Origin of the sequence: Alloprevotella sp. oral taxon 473 str. F0040, assembly GCF_000318095.2 — a bacterium.
GTDB lineage: Bacteria > Bacteroidota > Bacteroidia > Bacteroidales > Bacteroidaceae > Alloprevotella.
In genome coordinates this window covers 347,682-367,909 of sequence record NZ_KB290717.1, presented here as the reverse complement: position 1 = coordinate 367,909, position 20,228 = coordinate 347,682, and the positions used below count along the sequence as shown (strand labels likewise).

At 41.8% G+C, this 20,228-nt stretch carries 18 protein-coding genes; 15 read left to right on the top strand and 3 right to left on the bottom strand.

What is annotated here, in order from left to right:
• Nucleotides 1-173 precede the first annotated feature (173 nt).
• Nucleotides 174-437 (bottom strand): hypothetical protein, encoded by a 264-nt coding sequence (locus tag HMPREF9999_RS07140; protein ID WP_157049631.1) that lies wholly within the window; start codon nucleotides 435-437, stop codon nucleotides 174-176.
• Between the two features lie 1,211 nt (nucleotides 438-1,648).
• Between HMPREF9999_RS07140 and HMPREF9999_RS07130 the strand changes: the two genes are divergently transcribed.
• From HMPREF9999_RS07130 to HMPREF9999_RS07060, 15 genes are all read left to right on the top strand, one after another.
• Nucleotides 1,649-2,668, top strand: a complete 1,020-nt coding sequence (locus tag HMPREF9999_RS07130) for a branched-chain amino acid aminotransferase (protein ID WP_009752029.1) — start codon at nucleotides 1,649-1,651, stop codon at nucleotides 2,666-2,668.
• A 27-nt stretch (nucleotides 2,669-2,695) separates the two neighbouring features.
• Entirely contained in the window at nucleotides 2,696-3,571 is an 876-nt protein-coding gene (locus tag HMPREF9999_RS07125; protein ID WP_009752028.1) for a hypothetical protein, read from the top strand.
• 30 nt (nucleotides 3,572-3,601) lie between these two features.
• Nucleotides 3,602-5,272 carry a Gfo/Idh/MocA family protein gene (locus HMPREF9999_RS07120; RefSeq protein WP_009752027.1) on the top strand — a complete coding sequence of 557 codons (1,671 nt, stop codon included), beginning with the start codon at nucleotides 3,602-3,604 and terminating at the stop codon, nucleotides 5,270-5,272.
• A 687-nt stretch (nucleotides 5,273-5,959) separates the two neighbouring features.
• Nucleotides 5,960-6,232 (top strand): hypothetical protein, encoded by a 273-nt coding sequence (locus HMPREF9999_RS07115; protein ID WP_009752026.1) that lies wholly within the window; start codon nucleotides 5,960-5,962, stop codon nucleotides 6,230-6,232.
• Between the two features lie 12 nt (nucleotides 6,233-6,244).
• A complete protein-coding gene (locus HMPREF9999_RS10315) occupies nucleotides 6,245-6,475 on the top strand; it encodes a 4Fe-4S binding protein (RefSeq protein ID WP_009752025.1) in 231 nt (76 codons plus the stop codon).
• 194 nt (nucleotides 6,476-6,669) lie between these two features.
• A complete protein-coding gene (locus tag HMPREF9999_RS07110; protein ID WP_009752024.1) occupies nucleotides 6,670-7,743 on the top strand; it encodes a 3-methyl-2-oxobutanoate dehydrogenase subunit VorB in 1,074 nt (357 codons plus the stop codon).
• Entirely contained in the window at nucleotides 7,740-7,991 is a 252-nt protein-coding gene (locus HMPREF9999_RS07105) for a hypothetical protein (protein ID WP_009752023.1), read from the top strand. Before HMPREF9999_RS07110 ends, HMPREF9999_RS07105 begins: the two co-directional genes overlap by 4 nt.
• A 2-nt stretch (nucleotides 7,992-7,993) precedes the next feature.
• On the top strand, nucleotides 7,994-8,767 hold the full coding sequence (locus HMPREF9999_RS07100) for a thiamine pyrophosphate-dependent enzyme (protein WP_009752022.1): 774 nt from the start codon (nucleotides 7,994-7,996) through the stop codon (nucleotides 8,765-8,767).
• A 12-nt stretch (nucleotides 8,768-8,779) separates the two neighbouring features.
• Nucleotides 8,780-9,319 (top strand): 2-oxoacid:acceptor oxidoreductase family protein, encoded by a 540-nt coding sequence (locus HMPREF9999_RS07095; protein ID WP_009752021.1) that lies wholly within the window; start codon nucleotides 8,780-8,782, stop codon nucleotides 9,317-9,319.
• 168 nt (nucleotides 9,320-9,487) lie between these two features.
• Complete coding sequence (locus HMPREF9999_RS07090; protein ID WP_052316498.1) at nucleotides 9,488-9,697, top strand: hypothetical protein; 210 nt, start codon at nucleotides 9,488-9,490, stop codon at nucleotides 9,695-9,697.
• Nucleotides 9,698-9,788: 91 nt separating this feature from the next.
• Complete coding sequence (locus tag HMPREF9999_RS07085; RefSeq protein WP_009752019.1) at nucleotides 9,789-10,349, top strand: 1-acyl-sn-glycerol-3-phosphate acyltransferase; 561 nt, start codon at nucleotides 9,789-9,791, stop codon at nucleotides 10,347-10,349.
• 546 nt (nucleotides 10,350-10,895) lie between these two features.
• A complete protein-coding gene (locus tag HMPREF9999_RS07080; RefSeq protein WP_009752018.1) occupies nucleotides 10,896-13,292 on the top strand; it encodes a fibronectin type III domain-containing protein in 2,397 nt (798 codons plus the stop codon).
• A gap of 49 nt (nucleotides 13,293-13,341) precedes the next feature.
• Entirely contained in the window at nucleotides 13,342-13,971 is a 630-nt protein-coding gene (recR, locus tag HMPREF9999_RS07075; protein WP_009752017.1) for a recombination mediator RecR, read from the top strand.
• Nucleotides 13,972-14,407: 436 nt separating this feature from the next.
• The gene (gene yihA, locus HMPREF9999_RS07065; protein WP_009752015.1) at nucleotides 14,408-15,013 is read left to right on the top strand and encodes a ribosome biogenesis GTP-binding protein YihA/YsxC; all 606 of its coding nucleotides are present in this window, start codon (nucleotides 14,408-14,410) and stop codon (nucleotides 15,011-15,013) included.
• Complete coding sequence (locus HMPREF9999_RS07060; RefSeq protein ID WP_009752014.1) at nucleotides 14,997-16,181, top strand: sensor histidine kinase; 1,185 nt, start codon at nucleotides 14,997-14,999, stop codon at nucleotides 16,179-16,181. The genes yihA and HMPREF9999_RS07060 overlap by 17 nt, the downstream gene beginning before the upstream one ends.
• Here the strand turns inward: HMPREF9999_RS07060 and HMPREF9999_RS07055 are convergent.
• Both HMPREF9999_RS07055 and HMPREF9999_RS07050 read right to left on the bottom strand, forming a co-directional pair.
• Nucleotides 16,178-17,092 carry a glycosyltransferase family 2 protein gene (locus HMPREF9999_RS07055; RefSeq protein ID WP_009752013.1) on the bottom strand — a complete coding sequence of 305 codons (915 nt, stop codon included), beginning with the start codon at nucleotides 17,090-17,092 and terminating at the stop codon, nucleotides 16,178-16,180. The genes HMPREF9999_RS07060 and HMPREF9999_RS07055 overlap by 4 nt on opposite strands.
• Before the next feature lie 326 nt (nucleotides 17,093-17,418).
• Entirely contained in the window at nucleotides 17,419-20,106 is a 2,688-nt protein-coding gene (locus HMPREF9999_RS07050; RefSeq protein WP_009752012.1) for a valine--tRNA ligase, read from the bottom strand.
• Nucleotides 20,107-20,228 lie beyond the last annotated feature (122 nt).

The window sequence follows — 20,228 nt, the reverse complement described above, 5'->3', positions numbered from 1 at the left end:
TAAAAGTAGCCATAATCCAATGTTTTAGAGAGTCAATGAAATTCAATCATTCTCACCACAAAAATAAAAATAAAAATAAAATCACATCCCGCCAAATCTTTATACTAAAATCTGCGCCACCAGTCACAAAAACAGGTGGCGCAGCAGTTTAAGCGCATTTCACAGCCAAGCAACTATCCTTTCTTCTCTTCCACCCCCTCCGCAGCAGCTTCATCGGGGGCTACGTCTGCCCCTGGAGCATCCTCCATCAGTTCCTCAGGCAGCTCATCGTCCAGCAGACCAGCCTCACACATCTCATCGATGGCCTTGCTCCGTCCACGATAACGCTCAAAGCGAGAGATAGGACTATCAATCTCTAGATGCAGACCGCAAAATGACTCATTAGGATTTTGAGGCAGCTCACCACAGTCCACACCACGAGGCGTTGCCCGGATCATACCCCTCACTTGTCGCTCCGTGGGCAGCAGCAGGGTCAAAAAGTGGTGCAAGTTAGGCAACGCCATCCCCTCTTCCGCACACACCTGCATGCAGTCGATCAGGTCATACAGCAAACCCTATAAGAGCATATAGACTCTGCCGTGAACTATAACTCCGCGTTCTTCTAAAGATGAAATGCCATGTCTTCTCATCACTATACGTTTTTCTTGAAGACTTCGATAGGAAGGTTATGCACTCATTATTACGGAAAATGAATTATTAACCAAATACGCAGGTTTGAGTGTTAAAACACAGGGTGAATTTTGGACGAAATTTTGAGTAACCTAGGAAGAAAAGAATATGCTCTATGTGAGTTCAAAATCATTCGCCCAACAAATTTTACACGAATTCTCGAACCTTTCGCGATTTTGTCGGACTTTTTTCCGATTTCCTCGGACGAAATAAAAATTTCGTCGGAGATAATTTGGAAAATGTCCCTTGAAATAGAACGAACAACGTGTTGTTTCGCGTAAAACAACACGTCGTTTCTTTTCAAACAAGCTCAGATACCACAAAACGTGCAAAATACCAGAAAAAGACTCCCAAAATCTCTATTTTCAACCCCTCCGAGAATCGCATAATCCCTAGCAACTTTTTCTGAACTCGAATTTAGATGTTAAATGGGAGGGTTGGAATTGTGAAAATACCTATGCCACTATAAATAAAAGCGCGATGCATGTGCGGTTGCTTTTTGCTCCAACCGGTCATTAGTACTTGAACGGAAATTGTTTGATTGTTGAGCCGTTTGTTTTCATTTGTTTTTGCGATATTGTGCTACGTCGGACACAATCGAGAAACAGGAAGCCAACAAGAGAATAAACGATGAGAGGAAGGTGGCTTCTCCTTAACAAGCTGCACTGTGGCACTGCACCTCGAGGAGAGAGGCACTGATAAATTCGTCTAATGGAGGCTCTGAACCTAGCAAGCAGCGTGCAAAATCAGTACAAAGGAACATGGAGTGAGCCTTGCGTCCTTAGTCATCATCGTTATATATGAAAAATATACTTTACGATGCAAAAATCGAATGTCTGTTGCGCAAAATTGGTGGATAATGTGTATCTTTGCGAAGGATTTGAGGGCTGACACAGACTATCATTGTAGGATTTCTGAGTTTGTAGCCTGAAAATGCACGATATAATTGTTAATCATACAACCAGATAGAATACCAATTATGACAGAATTTGATTGGGCGAACTTGCCTTTCGGATATATTCCTACAGACTACAATGTTCGTTGCTATTACAGAAATGGCGAATGGGGAGAAATAGAAGTTTCGTCTTCAGAAACGATTAATCTTCACATGGCAGCGACATGCTTGCATTACGGGCAAGAGTCTTTTGAGGGGCAGAAAGCTTTTCGATGCCCAGATGGTAAAATCAGGGTTTTCCGAATAGAGGACAATGCGGCTCGTATGCAGAGTACGTCTCGTGGCATCCTTATGCCTGAGATGCCTACTGAGAAGTTTGTGGAAATGGTAAAGAGAGTGGTAAAGCTCAATGAGCGTTTTGTCCCCCCTTATGAAAGTGGCGCAGCTCTCTATATTCGTCCGCTCCTTATAGGAACTGGAGCGCAAGTTGGTGTGAAACCAGCAGAAGAATACCTCTTCGTTATTTTTGTCACTCCAGTAGGACCTTATTTCAAAGGTGGATTTGCAACTACCAATTTCGTGATTACGCGTGAGTTTGATCGTGCTGCGCCACACGGCACTGGTACTTTCAAGGTAGGAGGTAACTATGCTGCAAGTCTACGCGCAAGTAAGTGGGCACATGATGCAGGATACTCTGCTGAGTTCTACCTTGACGCAAAAGAAAAAAAATACATTGATGAGTGTGGTGCTGCCAATTTCTTTGGTATTAAGAACAAAACGTACATAACTCCTCAGTCCACCTCAATCTTACCTTCTATTACTAATAAGAGTTTACAACAGCTTGCCGTTGACTTAGGTTTAAAGGTAGAGGTGCGTCCAATACCTGAAGAAGAACTTGCGACCTTTGAAGAAGCTGGAGCATGTGGTACAGCAGCTGTAATCAGTCCTATTGCACGTATAGATGACCCAGAGATGGGAAAGAGTTATGTGTTCTCTCAAAATGGACAGCCTGGTCCAATATCTACACAGCTCTACACTAAACTCCGTAACATCCAATACGGAATAGAGCCCGATACGCATAATTGGATTACTATTATCGACTAAACATTGTCATATTTATTCTAAGAATCAATGAAGCAGTTACTCTTTATTGCTGGACTCGTTGTTGCTTCTTCATTTTCGTTAGGTAGTTGTCGAAGTGAAAGGGATAAGCAAAAAGACAAAGAGCTGGAAGAATTGCGCCAGCTGGCAGATATGGATCGACGCGAGATGGAGAACCAATATCAGCAGTTTGCATTGCAATACGATGAACTAAAAAAGGGGATTAAAGATGACTCTCTTCTTAGTCAGCTTGGTCGTGAACAAGAGCGCGCAAAAAGCTTACTTGAAGAATTGCGCCGAGTAAAATCAACTGATGCTGCTGAGATAAAGCGCTTGAAGAAAGAGCTTGAGACAGTACGTGCAGTGCTCAGATCATTTGTTTTGCAGGTTGATTCATTACAACGTGAGAACGGACGTCTAACTAATGAGCGAGATGTAGCACGCAGTCAATTGAACGATGCCAATACAATGATCTCATCGCTTGATCAAGAACGTGCCAAACTAAATGATAAAGTAGCTATAGCAGCACAGCTAAATGCTTCTGGTATTAGTATCATTCCACAAAAACGTAGTGGAAAGCAAGCTAAAAAATCAAAAGATATAGAACGCTTCTTGGTTTCGTTTACGCTTAACCGTAATGTGACGGCTGCTACTGGCAATAAGATGGTCTATGTTCGGTTGATGAATCCGAATGGGAGTACTATCGGTGGTAGTAGTAGTTTCACTTATGAGAATCGCTCGTTAGAGAGTTCCGCTGCCAAATCCATTGAGTATAATGGCGAAGAGCAACACGTCTCGCTTGTAGTGGGAGCATCTAATGAATTCCTCTCTCCTGGTAAGTATAGTGTCCATCTTTTTTGCGATGGACAAATGATTGGCTCAACAGCTATTACTCTTGATAAATAACTCTTCTACCATAATTCAAGAATCATTCTAATGAAAATCAAAAGTCTTCTTGTTGCAACTTGTACACTTTTTCTTTTTGCTAGTACTGCATTTGCGCAATCAACTTCTAAGTATTCTAATCCCAACAATTGGAAATGGGAAAAAGGTACTATTGTAACTCAAACTCCTGCTCGTTCCGAAGGGCAGAAGTCTGTACTTAATCTATCAACTCCTCGTCTGCAAACAGTGCGCGTTGCCTTTGTTGGACTTGGTATGCGAGGTCCAGGAGCTGTTAATCGCTTCACGCACATTCCAGGCGTACAAATTGTTGCTCTCTGTGATTATGAAGCCAACCGTGCTGAAGCATGTCAGAAATACCTTAGAGCAAAGGGATTACCTCCTGCTGATATCTATTCAGGAGAAAAGGGATATGAAGAGCTTTGCAAGCGCTCTGACATAGACCTCGTATATATTGCTACCGATTGGGATCATCATTTCCCTGTTGCTAAGTGTGCTATGGAAAATGGCAAACATGCAGCAGTTGAGGTTCCCTCTGCTATGAATCTAGATGAATGTTGGCAGTTGGTAGATCTTTCTGAGAAGACTCAGAAACACTGCATGATTCTTGAAAACTGCTGCTATGACTACTATGAACTCAACGCCCTCAACATGGCACAAAAAGGGGTGTTCGGTGAGGTGTTGCGTGCAGAAGGTGCTTACATCCACAATCTTGACGACTTCTGGGGACACTACTGGCACAACCCATCAGATTCTCTGTCAAAGAAGGTTGGCTGGCGTATGGCTTATAACAGCAAGAATCGTGGTGACGTCTATGCAACTCACGGTCTCGGTCCTGTAGCTCAATGTCTTGACATCCACCGTGGTGACCGTTTCAGTGTATTAACAGCAATGGATACTAAGTCTGTGCATGGTAAGGAATACATGGAGAAAGCCACAGGAGAGCCTTGCAACGATTATCGTAATGGTGACCATACTACTACGTTGATGCGCACTGCTAATGGAAAGGTTGTAGAGATTCAACACAATGTAATGAATCCTCAGCCATACAATCGCCTCTTTAAGTTGACGGGTACTAAGGGATATGCAACTAAGTATCCACAACCTAAGTTTGCTCTTGATAGCAAGCAACTTCAAGAAAGTGGTGTTTCTCCCAAGATTGATAATCTCAGTAGTCATGGGTTCTTGCCTGATGCAGAAGCGAAGAAGCTTGAAGAAAAGTATGAGCACCCCATTATCAAGAAGTATGGTGAAGCTGGTAGAGAAATGGGGCATGGTGGTATGGACTTCATGATGGATGCACGTTTGGTTTACTGCCTCCAAAATGGTTTGCCTCTTGATATGGATGTATATGACCTTGCAGAATGGAGTTGCTTGGCAGAACTCGGCACATTATCAATGGATAATAATTGTGCAGCTGTAGCTTTCCCTGACTTCACTCGTGGTCAATGGAATGAATTGAAGGGTTATAAGCACGCATATAATACAATTGATGAAGCTAAGATTGAGGCCATTGCAGTGGCAGTAACGAAAGCTCAGAATGAGCAAACGGAAAGATTTAAGCTATGGAGTCTTTATGACGCTGTAGCAAAGGCACCTAATTCAGCTGCAAAGGCTAAAGCCCAAAAGGCTTTTTCAATAGCAAAGGCTAAAGCTCTCAAGGCAGTACAAAACACCATCAAGAAGGTCGCAGTATCCAAGTAATCATTGCTATATTTTCTAGCAGAATTTACACCAAGGTTAGCATATAATTTCGCTTACCTTGGTGTTTTTATTATGGGCAGATGAAGTAAATAGTAGCAAGTTTGGATGATAGAATCGCGAATGACTGAGATGACAATCGTGTTCCTTTCTAGGTTGAATATTTTGTTAAAGACGATACTTATCAGATTCTAGGTATATTTTTATATAGCTAGTTACTAGCTATTGTATTTCTCTTATTTGGGGAATGGAATCTAGGAGTTCTGCGTGAAGAATCAATGACAGAATCCCGTAGACATTGGGGATTTATTCATTTATGATGATGTAGTGTAATGGGATGAAAGTCATTATGGGATGCAAAACGATTTTTATATCTGCTTGTCGCTCGGTTTTGAGTTCTATCGTACCATTATGACTATCTCATACTTTCTTTTTTATCTGATGCTCTATGTTAATTAGATGTTCCAGCCAGTCATTTTTTTCTGTGTATACGATTCAAAAGGAGGTGAAGTTCACATAGAAATATTGCTAAGATTACCTTTTCGAAAGGTGTGGTGACAAGCAATTTGTTGGAATTAGTCGCACGTGAAGCAATGTAATGGAATTACTTGCCATAAATTAACGTGCTTCGTTGAAAAAAGACATTCGGAAAATGGTGTTTTATTGATAAAGTTGTATCTTTGCAATATCATGAACAAAGCCAATGATATAAAAGCATTGATAGAGCAACATAACTGGGGTGCGGCAAGAGTCGCACTAGATTCTATTCCAGTTGATTCTATAACTCAAAGTGAGAGACTCTTTCTTGAAGGATTGTTGGCTGCGAAACAAGCAGATTGGCATACAGCTAAGGGATATTTCCTGAAGGCAGATGAACTTGCTCCAGATGGAGAAGCTGCTGAAATGTTAGACATGATAACGGACATATATGACTTTTACTACAAAGACAATTTAAATCCTTAAAACTCTATTGATATGGCCAAAATGAGAGGTGCTGTCGTCATCGACACCGAACGGTGCAAAGGCTGCAATCTCTGTGTAGTGGCTTGTCCTACGCAGACGCTGGCTCTCAGCAAAACAGCCGTAAACCATCGAGGATATGCATTCAGTGAAGATGTTAATGCAGAATCTTGCATTGGATGTACTGCTTGTGCTACAGTATGTCCCGATGGGTGCATCGTTGTCTATCGTTTACGTGAACCGTAATACGATTTTTACTCTTATCTAGTTCAATTTTATGAGACTATGATAAGAAAGTTTCGTCGAAGTTATTCTTTTATGCGAGAAACCTTTACTTCCTTTGTGAATAAACGGTTTATATCTCAAACCCATACTGAGTGTTTGTGGATTTTCTCCTTGAAATTTCGACTATTCCCTCAAATTCTTATTGATTATTCTCTATGAAAAAAGAGATATTACTCCTAAAAGGTAACGAAGCACTTGCATATGCTGCTGTGCGTTGTGGCTGTGATGCATATTTTGGATATCCCATCACACCGCAAAGTGAGGTGTTAGAGACTTTTGCAGAGTTGCAACCTTGGAAAACTACTGGAATGGTAGTTTTACAAGCGGAAAGTGAAGTTGCTAGCATCAACATGCTATATGGAGCTGGTGGATGTGGCAAGAAAGTCATGACCTCTTCTGCCAGTGTTGGTATTGCATTGATGCAAGAAGGTATCAGTTATATGGCTGGAGCCGAAGTGCCTTGCTTAATAGTAAATGTGCAGAGAGGAGGACCTGGTTTGGGAACGATTCAACCTTCTCAAAGTGACTACAATCAAGCCACTAGAGGGGGAGGAAATGGTGACTACGAAATGATAGTTCTTGCACCAAATAGCGTACAAGAAATGGCTGATTTCGTTGATCTTGGCTTCGAACTCGCCTTCCGTTACCGCACTCCTGTGATGATGTTAGCAGATGGAGTTATTGGACAAATGATGGAGAAAGTCGTACTCCAGCCCCAAAAAGAGAGAATGTCTGATGAGGAAATCGCAAAACGTTATCCATGGGCTACTACAGGATGTAAGAATCGTAAACCTAACGTGATTACTTCTGTGGAATTAGTGCCAGAAATTATGGAGAAACACAATCTTCATCTACAAGCAAAGTATCGAGAAATCGAAGAGAATGAGGTTCGCTATGAACTTTCAGGAAGTGACAATCCCGTACTAGGTATTGTTGCGTTTGGATCTGCAGCTCGAATATCTCAAAAAGTTGTTGATTTGGCCAAGGCTGAAGGAATAGAAGTCCAACTATTGCGTCCAATTACGCTATGGCCTTTCCCCAAAAAACAGATTCTGGAGATGGCAAGTAAAGTAAAAGGCATTCTAACTGTCGAAATCAATGCTGGACAAATGGTTTATGATGTACGCTATACCGTAGAGGGTCGAGTACCAGTAGAGCATTATGGTCGTCTTGGTGGCATTGTCCCAAGTCCTAGTGAGATTTTGGAGAAACTGAAAACAATGTTATGAATCCCACTTCTCAACATTTGCAGCATGACGAACAGCGCAATAATCGACGTCAGCGCAGAGTTTTAATTATACGCAACTGGCTTAACGGTATCTTTATTGTATTGTCACTACTATCTATTATAGGGGTGCTGTATTTTAAAGCTGGTGAACTCGGACTTTTGGTTAGTTATGGAATTGCTGTCATAGCTGTACTCATTAAAATGGTGGAAGCTATGTTTCGCATGCCAGGAATCTTCAATAAGTTATAACCATGACGAAAGAAGAAATTATTAAGCAGGGCACTCAGGTCTACAAGACTTCTTCATTGCTCAACAACAATACAATGCACTATTGCCCAGGATGCTCCCATGGTGTTATTAATAAACTCATCGCTGAAGTAATTGAAGAGATGGGCATGGGAGAGAAAGCTGTGGGCGTAAGCCCAGTAGGCTGTGGTGTATTCATCTATAAATATATAGACATTGATTTCCAAGAGGCTGCACATGGTCGTGCTGCTGCAGTCGCTACTGCTATAAAGCGAGTAATGCCTAATCATCTGGTATTTACTTACCAAGGTGATGGAGATGCTGCTGGTATTGGTACAAATGAAACGATTCATAGCCTTAACCGTGGAGAGGGTATCGTTATTGTTTTTATCAATAATGCCATCTACGGTATGACTGGAGGACAAATGGCACCTACCACGCTTATGGGGCAGATGACTTCAACTAGTCCTTATGGTCGTGAAGCGTCTTTGCATGGATACCCTTTAAAGTTAGCGGAAATAGCTGCAATGCTTGATGGCACGGCTTACGTGACTCGCCAAAGTGTGGAAACGATGGCATCAATAAGCAAAGCCAAGAAAGCACTCCGCAAAGCATTTGAGATATCGATGCAGCAGAAAGGTTCTTGTCTTGTAGAATTCGTATCTACATGCAACATGGGTTGGAAGATGCCTCCTGCACAAGCTAATGAATGGATGAAAGAGAATATGTTTACCTACTATCCTAAGGGTGACTTGAAGGATGTAACTAAGAATGCTTAACCCAATATCCCTATGACACAAGAGATTATTATTGCAGGATTTGGCGGACAGGGAGTACTTTCGATGGGTAAAATCTTAGCCTATGCCGCATTAATGGAAGGTAAAGAAGTGAGCTGGATGCCCGCTTATGGACCAGAACAGCGAGGTGGTACGGCCAATGTGACTGTTATCATTAGTGATGAGAATATTTCTTCCCCTATTCTTTCAAACTATGATACAGCTATTCTTCTGAACCAACCATCGATAGATAAGTTTCAGCCCAAGGTGAAGCCTGGTGGAACGTTGATATTTGATGGTTTTGGTGTAATGCAGCCTCCGTCTCGTGAGGATATCAATGTGTATTCTGTAGCGGCTATGAACACTGCTACAGAGATGAAGCTGGCAAAATGCTTCAATATGTTCATTTTAGGGAGTTACTTAAAAGTGCATCCCATTGTGAAAGTAGAAAGTGTGATGAAAGCTCTACGTAAGACCCTTCCAGAACGTCATCACCATCTGTTACCTGCCAACGAACAAGCTATTCTTAAAGGAATGGACTTGGTTGCTCTCTAGCCTTATTGCTGATTTTTCTGAGACTACTGTAAATACATTCAGAGTGTCCTGTTGCTTTTACAACGCTAGCATTTCAGAATAGAGCACTTAGATTTTTATTATACATATACTACTATGGCAAGTCGTAGAAAACTAAAAAAGTCAATAAACAACATTTGTTCTGATCTAATGTTCGTTTACGCTGTGGTGTTACAAGAGCAATCGCAGCCTAATGAAAACCTTCAACAAGCAGGGGCTGATATTTTAGCTCTTAATGTGGAATTTGTTAAGCGCATCAATCATACTGAACCTGGAAGCGTTAGCCTCTTCTATAACAAGTTGCGCGAAGAGTTTTCTGAAAAGGTACGCAACATATATGGTTTGCTTAGTCAAGCCTAAGATGGATCCATAATTTTCTGGCCGTGTGTGATGATTCTCTCAAAAAGGATGATGACACACGGCCAAAGTCGTGCATAAACAATTCATTGAAATGATACAATCTCTTGCTCAATTTATACTTTCTCGTTGTCTGGGGTGGAAAGTAGAAATCACTATTCCAGCACGTGAGAAGTGCATCATATGTGTTGCTCCCCATACTAGCAACTGGGACTTCTTGTTGGGTGAGGTATTCAGCCAAGCCGTTGGGCGAAAGGCTGGTTTCTTGATGAAGAAAGAGTGGTTCTTTTGGCCTCTTGATACACTATTTCGCTCACTAGGTGGCATTCCTGTTGTAAGAAGTCGCCATCAATCCCTCACTGATCAGCTAGCTGATATCGCCAAACGCGAGAAATATTTCAATTTAGCGGTGACTCCTGAGGGCACACGTTCTCGGGTAACTACATGGAAGCGTGGATTTTATTATATAGCGTTGAAAGCTAACATTCCCATTCAATTGTTTGCTATTGATGCTAAGCATAAACGTATCGTTTGCACTGAAGAATTAATGCCAACAGGTGATGTGGAAGCAGACATGAAGCGCATAATGGACTATTACCGCCCTTATGCTGATTGTGCTTTCCATCCACAAAAGTTCGCACTTGAGGAGTTTTGACGGCAATTTCTTTGTAAGTTCTAGCTAAGGCGCAAACGATTGCTTTGTCTTATTCATTTATCTTTATTATAAGCCTTGGGTGAATCTTCATAAGTAACTTCGTACATGAATTTATACCAACGTTGCTATAAAACTTCCTTTGCTCAAAGTCTTTTCTTGTGTGTGTCTAAGTGTTTTACTCGCATAAATAGCAAAAACATACGACTTTATATAGTAAAGCTGTTAGGATTGTGTGCATTTTTAATACCTACTTCTGTTGGGGCGCAGATTCCTATAGACGTACGTGGCAATGATACTTTGAGGTTGTTGACAGAATCTAAAGCCCCCATGTTATGGGGGCAAGTAGACCATTTGGGAAAAGCTTGGATTACTCCAATCTCTCGCCCATACACCCCCACTGCAGGCTTGAGTGGTCGTCACCTTTTTGTATGGCCTAGTCACGGACGATACTTTAATTCAGAACGTTGGGCGTGGCAACGTCCCATTCTATTTTGTACTACAGAAGATTTATTGACTCCGAGCTTCGTTTTTCCTTACCTAATTCCCATGCTTGAAAAAGCAGGTGCCATTGTGTATACTCCACGTGAACGTGATGCTCAAACGAACATGTTTGTAGTAGATAATGATCAACCAGGGCGTGATGGTAGTTACATAGAAGATAATGTTTCGGGTAGTTCTTGGCAGACTGATAATTCCAGAGGATTTTCAATGCCGCTAACAACCCTTAATGATGGCATTCAGCCTTTTGAATCAGGGACTCTCCGAACCATTCCTACTACTCAGGGAGATAATGTTAGCAGAGTAACATGGGCTCCCAGAATAACAAGTCCTGGAAATTACTCTGTATATGTCTCTTATGCCACACTTCCACATGCAGTAAGTGATGCACATTATACAGTGTCTCATGCTGGTCAAAAAACAGAGTTTCATGTAAACCAACAAATGGGAGGAGGTACTTGGGTTTACCTGGGAACCTTCTACTTTGAAGCAGGGAATAGTGCACAGAACTATGTGACTCTCAACAATAAGAGCAAGGAACATGGAGTAGTCTGTGCTGATGCTGTTCGTTTTGGCGGAGGTATGTCTATTACAGAACGTAATCTCCCTCAAGTTTCCTTTTCTACTGATAGTACTCGAATCTATACATATCCCAAAGGACCAACCAGTCGTTTGCCCCGACAATTGGAAGGTGCAAGATATCATGCTCAATGGTCAGGACTTCCCGACAGTCTTTATCGCAGTAATCCTGAAGGAAGTGATTATAATGATGATATTCGAGTGCGCCCTTTAATGCTCAACTATCTTAACGGTGGATCAATCTATAATCCCGATACGTTAGGTGCGAAGGTTCCCTTTGAACTATCCTTTGCGTTGCATACAGATGCTGGCTACTTGAGAAATGGAGGCATATACGGATCTCTAGGCATTATTACTAGTAAAGGAGATAAAGGAGAGCTTGAATTTCGTTCAGGTTTATCTCGGCGAGCATCATATGGATTAGCCGAGCAAGTTTTGACCTCGGTGACTTCTGATTTGTCACAAGTTTTTGACTTAGATTGGAGACAGAGGGATTTAACAGATAAGAACTATGGAGAAACGCGTCTTCCGCAAGTGCCGTCCATGATTCTTGAACTACTCGCCCATCAGAACTTCACAGATATGAAGTATGCGCACGACCCTAACTTTAAGTTTGTGGCTTCTCGTGCAATCTATAAAGCTATGCTGAGATATGTAGCGCAGATGCATGGTCAAAATAATGTTGTTATTCAGCCACTTCCTGTAAATTCTTTTTCAGCCAGCTTAGTAAAAGGGAAGAATGAGGTAAAATTATCTTGGTCTCCTACTAAGGATAGTCTTGAGTTTTCTGCTACTCCCACTGACTACATTGTTTACACTCGAGAAGCGGGTAAAGATTTTAATAACGGACAGCGTACACATGGGCAAACTTCTTTGACTCTTCCTATAGAATCAGCACGTCAATATGAATTTCGGGTTACAGCTCTTAATGATGGGGGAGAGAGTTTTCCTTCTGAAACTTTGAGTATCTATTGTTCCAAAGGGCATCGCAAAGGCAATACACCTGAGGTTCTTGTGGTCAATGGATTTTACCGTTTGAGTGGACCAGCGCGTGTGGAGAGTGATGATAGTCTTGGCTTTGATTTATCCGAAGATATCGGTGTTCCTTATGATTATACTACTGCATTTACAGGGAAACAAACAAATTTTGAACGTAGTGCAATGGGCCGCGATGGCATAAATAGTTTAGGATATGGAACCTCTGAGTTAGTTGGGAAGGTTATTGCTGGAAATCGCTTTGATGGAGTGAGTATACACACTTCTGCTCTCTCTTCTGCCCTTCCTCATGTTTCAGTTTCTTCAATGAGTCAATCATCTTTTGTTGCAACTTCTCCTTCTTTACTCAATCGCTATGCTATCATTGTGTATATGGCTGGTAAAGAGCGAGATGTAAAACACAATTTGTTATCCTATAAATCACTTCCAACTGCAGTAAGAACAAGTTTGCAGTACTTTACTCAGCAAGGAGGAAGTGTTTTTCTTAGTGGAAGCTATATTGGAAATGATATGACTTCTGCAGATGAACAGCAATTTCTTCAAGAAGTTTTTTCTATTCGCTCTCCTGGGCGAGTCGCAAATGATACATTAGAAGGAGTTTGGGGGATGAATGCTCCGATCTCCCTATACAATCGTCCTAATGCTCAGCACTATCATGTGCAGCATACGGATGTACTTGAACCTACTAGTACCACTGCTTTCTCTGCTTTTTCGTACGGCAAAGGAGGGTATAGTGCTGCAGTAGCTAACATTGCGAGTAATAAATACCGTAGTTTGGTACTCGGATTTCCCTTTGAGTGCATCCAAGAAGAATCATTGCGAAAACATGTAATGAAAGGCGTGTTCAAATTCCTTCTTCCTAAAGATTAAGTTGCCAAAATTCCTCTATTACAATTAGAAATAGTATCTTTGCCATATTATGAGAATTGATCAATTTCCTTCTCAACTGCTGGAAAAGGCTGTAGGTGAGATGTCCAAACTACCTGCCGTAGGACGTAAAACAGCGTTAAGACTAGTATTACATTTATTACGTAAGGATGCCTCACAAACTCAAGCCTTGGCTAAGGCTCTCCTTGAACTGCGAAATGAAGTCAAGTATTGTCGTCAATGTCATAACATTAGTGATACTGATATTTGCGAAATCTGTAGTCATCCTCATAGAGATCACTCAATAATTTGTATTGTTGAGAATGTACAGAATGTAATGGCAATAGAAGCAACTGGCCAATATCGTGGAGTTTATCATGTATTAGGAGGAGTTATTAGTCCCATGGACGGAGTCGGACCTGGTGATTTACACATAAATTCTCTTATAGAGCGGGTAAGAACAGGAGAAATTAAAGAAGTCATCTTTGCGTTGAATCCCACTATGGAAGGTGATACCACAAATTTTTACATCTCACGAAAGTTACAACAGATTTCTTCTGAAGTTTCACCTATTTGCATGAGTGTTTTAGCACGCGGTATAGGAGTAGGTGATGATTTAGAATATGCCGACGAAGTCACTCTTGGCCGCTCTATCATTGACCGAGTCTCTCTTAAACAGTAACCCTAGCCTTTAGTATAATGAAGTTTAAAAGACAAGTTTATCTCCTATATGCTATTTCGCTTTTAATAGCAGTACTGCTATATTTAGTTTTTGAAGGCACAAACGATATGGTGTGTAACAATCAGAATGTCCTCTATGCTGTTAATCTTTTTGTAGTAGTTGTTCCTGCCGTGAGCTTATTTTTCTCGTATAGCTGGGATAGTCTAGCTATTAACAAGAAACGTCTTGCTCAACGTAAAGGAGAAGCACGTGAAAAGCTCCGTAGACAACACATTATAATAAAGATTTTATTCTTTGTTTGTTCTCTTTGGATTTGTACTCTTTGTTATGTTTTAGCTAGTTCAGCTCATAATACCAAGTATGGTGTCCTAGTAGCTTTGCTTCATGGTATTCTCGTGTTTCCCAATTTCTCTTCCCTTCAGGACTAAATGAACTTATGATTATAAAATCTGCTGATTTTTTTATATCTTCGGGTCGCGCTGATCAGTGTCCGCAAGATAGCCAAATTCCAGAGTATGCCTTCATTGGTAGAAGTAATGTTGGTAAGAGTTCTCTTATTAACATGCTTACTGGCCGTAAAGCCTTAGCGAAGACTTCGTCAACACCTGGCAAAACAATGCTTATCAACCATTTCATGATTAACAATGAATGGTTCTTAGTAGACCTTCCAGGCTATGGATTTGCTCGCCGTGGGAAAAAGGAGATGGAGAAGTTTCGTAATCTCATCGAATACTATATCTTAGAGCGTCAGCAACTTACATGTTTGTTTGTACTTATCGATTCGCGCTTGCCACCACAGAAGATAGACTTAGAATTTATCCAGTGGTTAGGGGAAGAAGGTATCCCATTTTCTATCATCTTTACACAAGCAGACAAAAATAAGGTGGGAGAGTTGAAGAAGAATGTTCAAGGATTTCTAAAGAAACTTCAAGAAGAATGGGAGGAACTTCCCAAGCACTTCGTTACGAGCAGTGAAAAAGGCACAGGTCGTACTGAATTGTTAGATTATATCGAGGAGATTAACCATGGTTTGGACGGATAAAGTTCGCCAATTAAAGATTATTTTCATTGGAGTTGCGATACTAATTGTCGCAACTTCTCTGTTTGTGTCTCATCAACTAGTTGAAGATTTGAAAGGCGAGGAACGCTCCAGAATGGAAGTATGGGCAGAAGCTATGCGTTCACTAACTGTTGCAGAGGACAATACAGACTTAAATCTAGTATTAACAGTCATCAATGGTAACAACTCCATTCCTGTCATTGTTACTGATGAAGAAAACCATGTCCTTTCTCATAGAAACCTTGGAATTTCAGCTACAGATTCAAAGGACTCTTTACAAAAACTGCATAGGACACTAGTTGAACTCCAACAAACAGGAAAACAGATGAAGATGCCTTTGGAGGTTTCTTCAGCAGAAGAAGTAGTAGCGGAACAAAGTCATATTTATATCTACTATGATGAATCTTTGATTCTTCACAGGTTAGCATGGTTTCCCTATATACAACTTGGAGTGGTGAGTCTGTTTCTCCTTGTTGCACTCTTAGCACTCCTTTCGACGAAACGGGCAGAGCAGAATAGAGTGTGGGTAGGTTTGACAAAGGAAACAGCACACCAGCTAGGCACACCAATCTCTTCCTTAATGGCGTGGATAGCTGTTCTCAAAGAGAATTATCCTCATGATAGTTTGATAGAAGATATGGAGAATGATGTTCAGAGGCTTGAGCGCATCACTGAGCGATTCTCTAAAATTGGTAGTCAGCCAGAACTCAAGTTTACAGAGATAGCACCAGTTATCAATCATGTTATTGACTACCTCAAGCGCAGAGTGTCCAATAGGGTGGAGATTTCTGTGGATTTTCAGGATAAAGTTTTGCTTCCGCTTTCTGCACCGCTCTTTGAATGGGTCATAGAAGTAATCTGTAAAAATGCGGTTGATGCCATGGCTGGTACAGGGAACATAGCATTAACTTGCCACACCATTGACAAGAGCTATGTGATAGATATTCGAGATACTGGAAAAGGAATTCCTCGCAAGCATTTTTCATCTGTATTTAAGGCTGGTTTCACCACGAAACAACGAGGATGGGGCTTAGGTCTATCTTTGTCGAAGCGTATTATCCAAGACTACCATCATGGTAAAATCTATGTTCTGGAGTCAGCGGTTGGTAAAGGCACAACGTTCCGTATAGAGCTTCCGATGAAATCCTAGTTTTTTCCATGCTCTGCTGCGCATAATGTAGCAAAGTAACCGAGCTTATACAAATTGAATATAAACAAAGAAGGGTGGTGTGAAAGAAGGTTCTTTCGCATCCACCCTTTATTGATGCGAAAGAAAGCTCGCAATAAGGCACCAATCCCCATTTTATTTACCTTATTGTAAGTGAGAGCTACGCGAGCCTTCTTTGTCATTGGGGCTCCAAGTCTATTAAGCATTCGGAGTGCAGCTTCGCTGTTGGTTAGAAAAGAGTGATTATCGTTGATTCCTGTGTGTAAGAGTGGGTTGTCTATATGGATCACAGGAACATTTATTTGAGCGAGTTGCACACCCATCATGGCATCTTCGTAACCGTATTCTGTAATCCGTTCATCAAACACCACTTGCTCTAATACAGCGCGGTGAAACATCACATTAAATGTGGAAAAGAAGTCGTAGGGATACTCCAGACGATAAGACAAAGTGCGCTGTTGCTCAGCGGCAAGCTCATACTTTAGTCGTAATTCGTATCCGCGCTGAGCAGATGTTGGTGTTTTGATTCCTCCTACAATAACAGAATTCTGTTGTCGAGCCTCCCAATACATCAACAGAAAATCATCGCTAATTACTTCTGCATCAGCATCTATAAATAGCACATAGTCAAAATGCGAATTAGTTATTAACCAGTTTCTCAAAGACACGCGTCCAACATTGGACTCCATTCGGATGTATTCGCAGTTGGGCAAATATTCCATCATCTCATTCTTGTTGACAATGCTCTCATCAGTACTAGCATCATCCGCTACAAGGATTTCGTAGTCAAAAGACTCTCCATATTGAGCTTGAAGCTCCTCACACTGTTTCTGTAAATCCGTGACAAGACACAGACAGTTCATGTTGTAGGTGGGAATAAGAATTGAGAGCATGGCAAGATAGAGAATGGAAATCTGGTAAGCAGGATAACTTAAAATCTAAAGTTTGAGATAAAACCTCCGACCTCCTTCAGGAAGTCTCCGAGTTTTTCATAAAAGTCTCTGAGAGAATTTTGAAAATGTCGAAGATTTTTACTTGGACTCTAGGAGTTTTTCTGCGAGGTTTCATATACAAACTCAAAATTCTATGCGTTTACAGTATTGAGTATCAGAAGGGGTATATAAAAGATGCGTATCCAGGTGAGAAATCTGGATACGCACCTTGACGTTTACATTATTAGCTCAGAAATGAATGAGTACACTTCTAAAGAACATAGTGCTTAGAGTTTAGCTTCCAAGGCTGCAATCTTAGTAAGTGTATCCGCCTCTTTCTTACGCTCTAGGGCTACAACTGCTTCTGGAGCGTTATTTACAAAGCGTTCGTTAGAGAGTTTACCTTGAATGCTCTTAAGGAACTTGCGTAGGTGCTCTAGCTCTGTACGAGCTGCTTCCTTTTCGGCCTCTAGGTCTACTACATCACCCATATAGAGTGCGTATTCGGTTGTACCAACGAGGAAGGTGCTATAGCCGGCTCCTTCAACTTGAGCTGCTGTCTCGATTTTGTCCAATCCAGCAAGCTTCATAATGAGTCCATCATACATTGCAAGTTCATTTGCTGCCGCCACAATAGTGAGTGAAAGTTGCTCACGAGGAGAAACATTCTTTTGAGCACGCGCAGCACGCACACCAGCAATGATACCCTTAACACGCTCTACATCAGCAATCAAACTTTCATCAGTGGTCTTGGGGGCTGTGATAGATTGAGGAGACACCATGATGCTCTCGCCTTCGCGGCGTTCAGCGAGGTGTTGCCACAATTCTTCAGTGATGAATGGCATGAAGGGGTGGAGCAAATGCAGGAGATCATCGAAATTCTTCAAGGTTGCCTCGTAGGTTACAGCATCAATAGGTTGCTGGTAACCAGGCTTAATCATTTCAAGATACCAAGAAGAGAACTCATCCCAGAACAAGCGATAGACTTCCATCAAGGCTTCTGAGATGCGATACTTAGAGAAAAGATCTGCAATCTCAGCAGCACTCTTACGCAATTGAGCGGCGAACCATTCTGTGGCTTGCTTAGAAGTTTCGGGTTGTGCCAAAGTCTTGTCTACCTCCCAACCTCGTACAAGGCGGAAAGCATTCCAAATCTTGTTACAGAAGTTGCGACCTTGTTCGCACAAAGATTCGTCAAACAAGATGTCGTTACCAGCAGGGGCAGAGAGCATCATACCCATGCGAACCCCATCTGCACCAAACTTTTCAATAAGATCGAGGGGGTCTGGAGAGTTACCAAGTGACTTTGACATCTTGCGACCCAACTTATCACGCACGATACCTGTGAAATACACATTCTTGAATGGCATCTTACCGGTATATTCATAACCAGCCATAATCATGCGTGCCACCCAGAAGAAGATAATGTCAGGACCAGTCACAAGGTCACTTGTGGGATAGTAGTAGTTGATTTCCTCGTTGTTAGGATTGTTAATACCATCAAAGAGGGAGATAGGCCACAACCAAGAGGAGAACCAAGTGTCGAGCGCATCATCATCTTGACGCAACTCTTCGGGTTTTACTTCCCGACCATACTTTTGAGAAGCCAATTGTATAGCTTCTTCTAGGCTGTTTGCTACAACAAATTCTTCCACCTCTGCATTGGGTGCACTTAGGTAGTAAGCAGGAATGCGATGGCCCCACCACAATTGGCGACTAATACACCAGTCTTGAATGTTGGACAGCCAGTTATTATAGGTGTTCTTATATTTAGCAGGGTAGAACTTGATGTCGTCATCCATAACAGGAGACAAAGCAAGGTCAGCAAAGTGTTGCATGCTCAGATACCACTGCATACACAGGCGAGGTTCAACAGCAGTGTCCGCATTACGTTCGCTATAACCTACCTTATTGTCGTAGTCTTCAACCTTTTCAAGAAGACCTGCTTTAGCAAGATCTTTTGCAATCTGCTCACGCACTGCCATGCGATCTTGACCAATATACATGCCTGCAGCCTCAGAAAGCGTACCATCAGCGTTGAAGATGTCAATCGTTTCAAGATTGTGCTTCTTACCCAAAGCGTAGTCATTGACATCGTGGGCTGGGGTAACCTTCAAACAACCGGTACCAAATTCTACATCTACATAGCGGTCTTCAATCACAGGGATTACTCTGTCTACGAGAGGCACGCGTACTAGCTGGCCTTTGAGCCATCCGTTTTTAGGGTCCTTAGGGTTGATGCACATGGCTGTGTCACCCATGATGGTTTCAGGACGTGTGGTAGCCACAACTGCATAGCGACCATTGGCATCTTGGTGAATGACTTCGCCTTCTACACCAGTTGCATTGCCATTGTCGTTAACAACATAATACTTGAGGTAGTAAAGCTTACTCTTCTCCTCACGATAAATCACCTCCTCGTTAGAAAGTGCAGTTTGAGCCTTCGGATCCCAGTTTACCATGCGGAGACCACGATAGATAAGTCCCTTGTTGTAGAGATCTACAAAGACTTTTATGACACTCTCTGAGCGAGTTTCGTCCATAGTAAAGCCAGTGCGATCCCAGTCACAAGAAGCTCCAATCTTACGAAGTTGCTTTAAGATGATACCACCATGTTCTTCTGTCCATTCCCAAGCATGTTTCAAAAACTCTTCACGAGTTAGATCTAGCTTGCGGATGCCTTGTTGAGCGAGTTTGTTTACAACTTTAGCTTCAGTAGCAATAGAAGCATGGTCAGTACCAGGGACCCAACAAGCGTTCTTACCCTCCATTCTTGCACGACGCACCAAGATGTCTTGGATTGTGTTGTTTAGGATGTGGCCCATGTGCAACACACCAGTCACATTGGGAGGAGGTATAACAACGGTATAGGGCTCGCGACCATCAGGTTTTGAGCTAAAAAGTTTATGGTTTGTCCAGTATTCGTACCATTTTCCCTCCACTGCTTCGGGAGAGTATTTAGTGGCAAGTTCCATATATAGAGATAAAATTTCGTTTGCGATTGCAATTACTGGCTGCAAAGATAGCAATTTTTGAGTGATTCTTTGATAGTGGTTGGCCTGAAACTACGTATTCTAAGGCTTGATTATCTACTTTT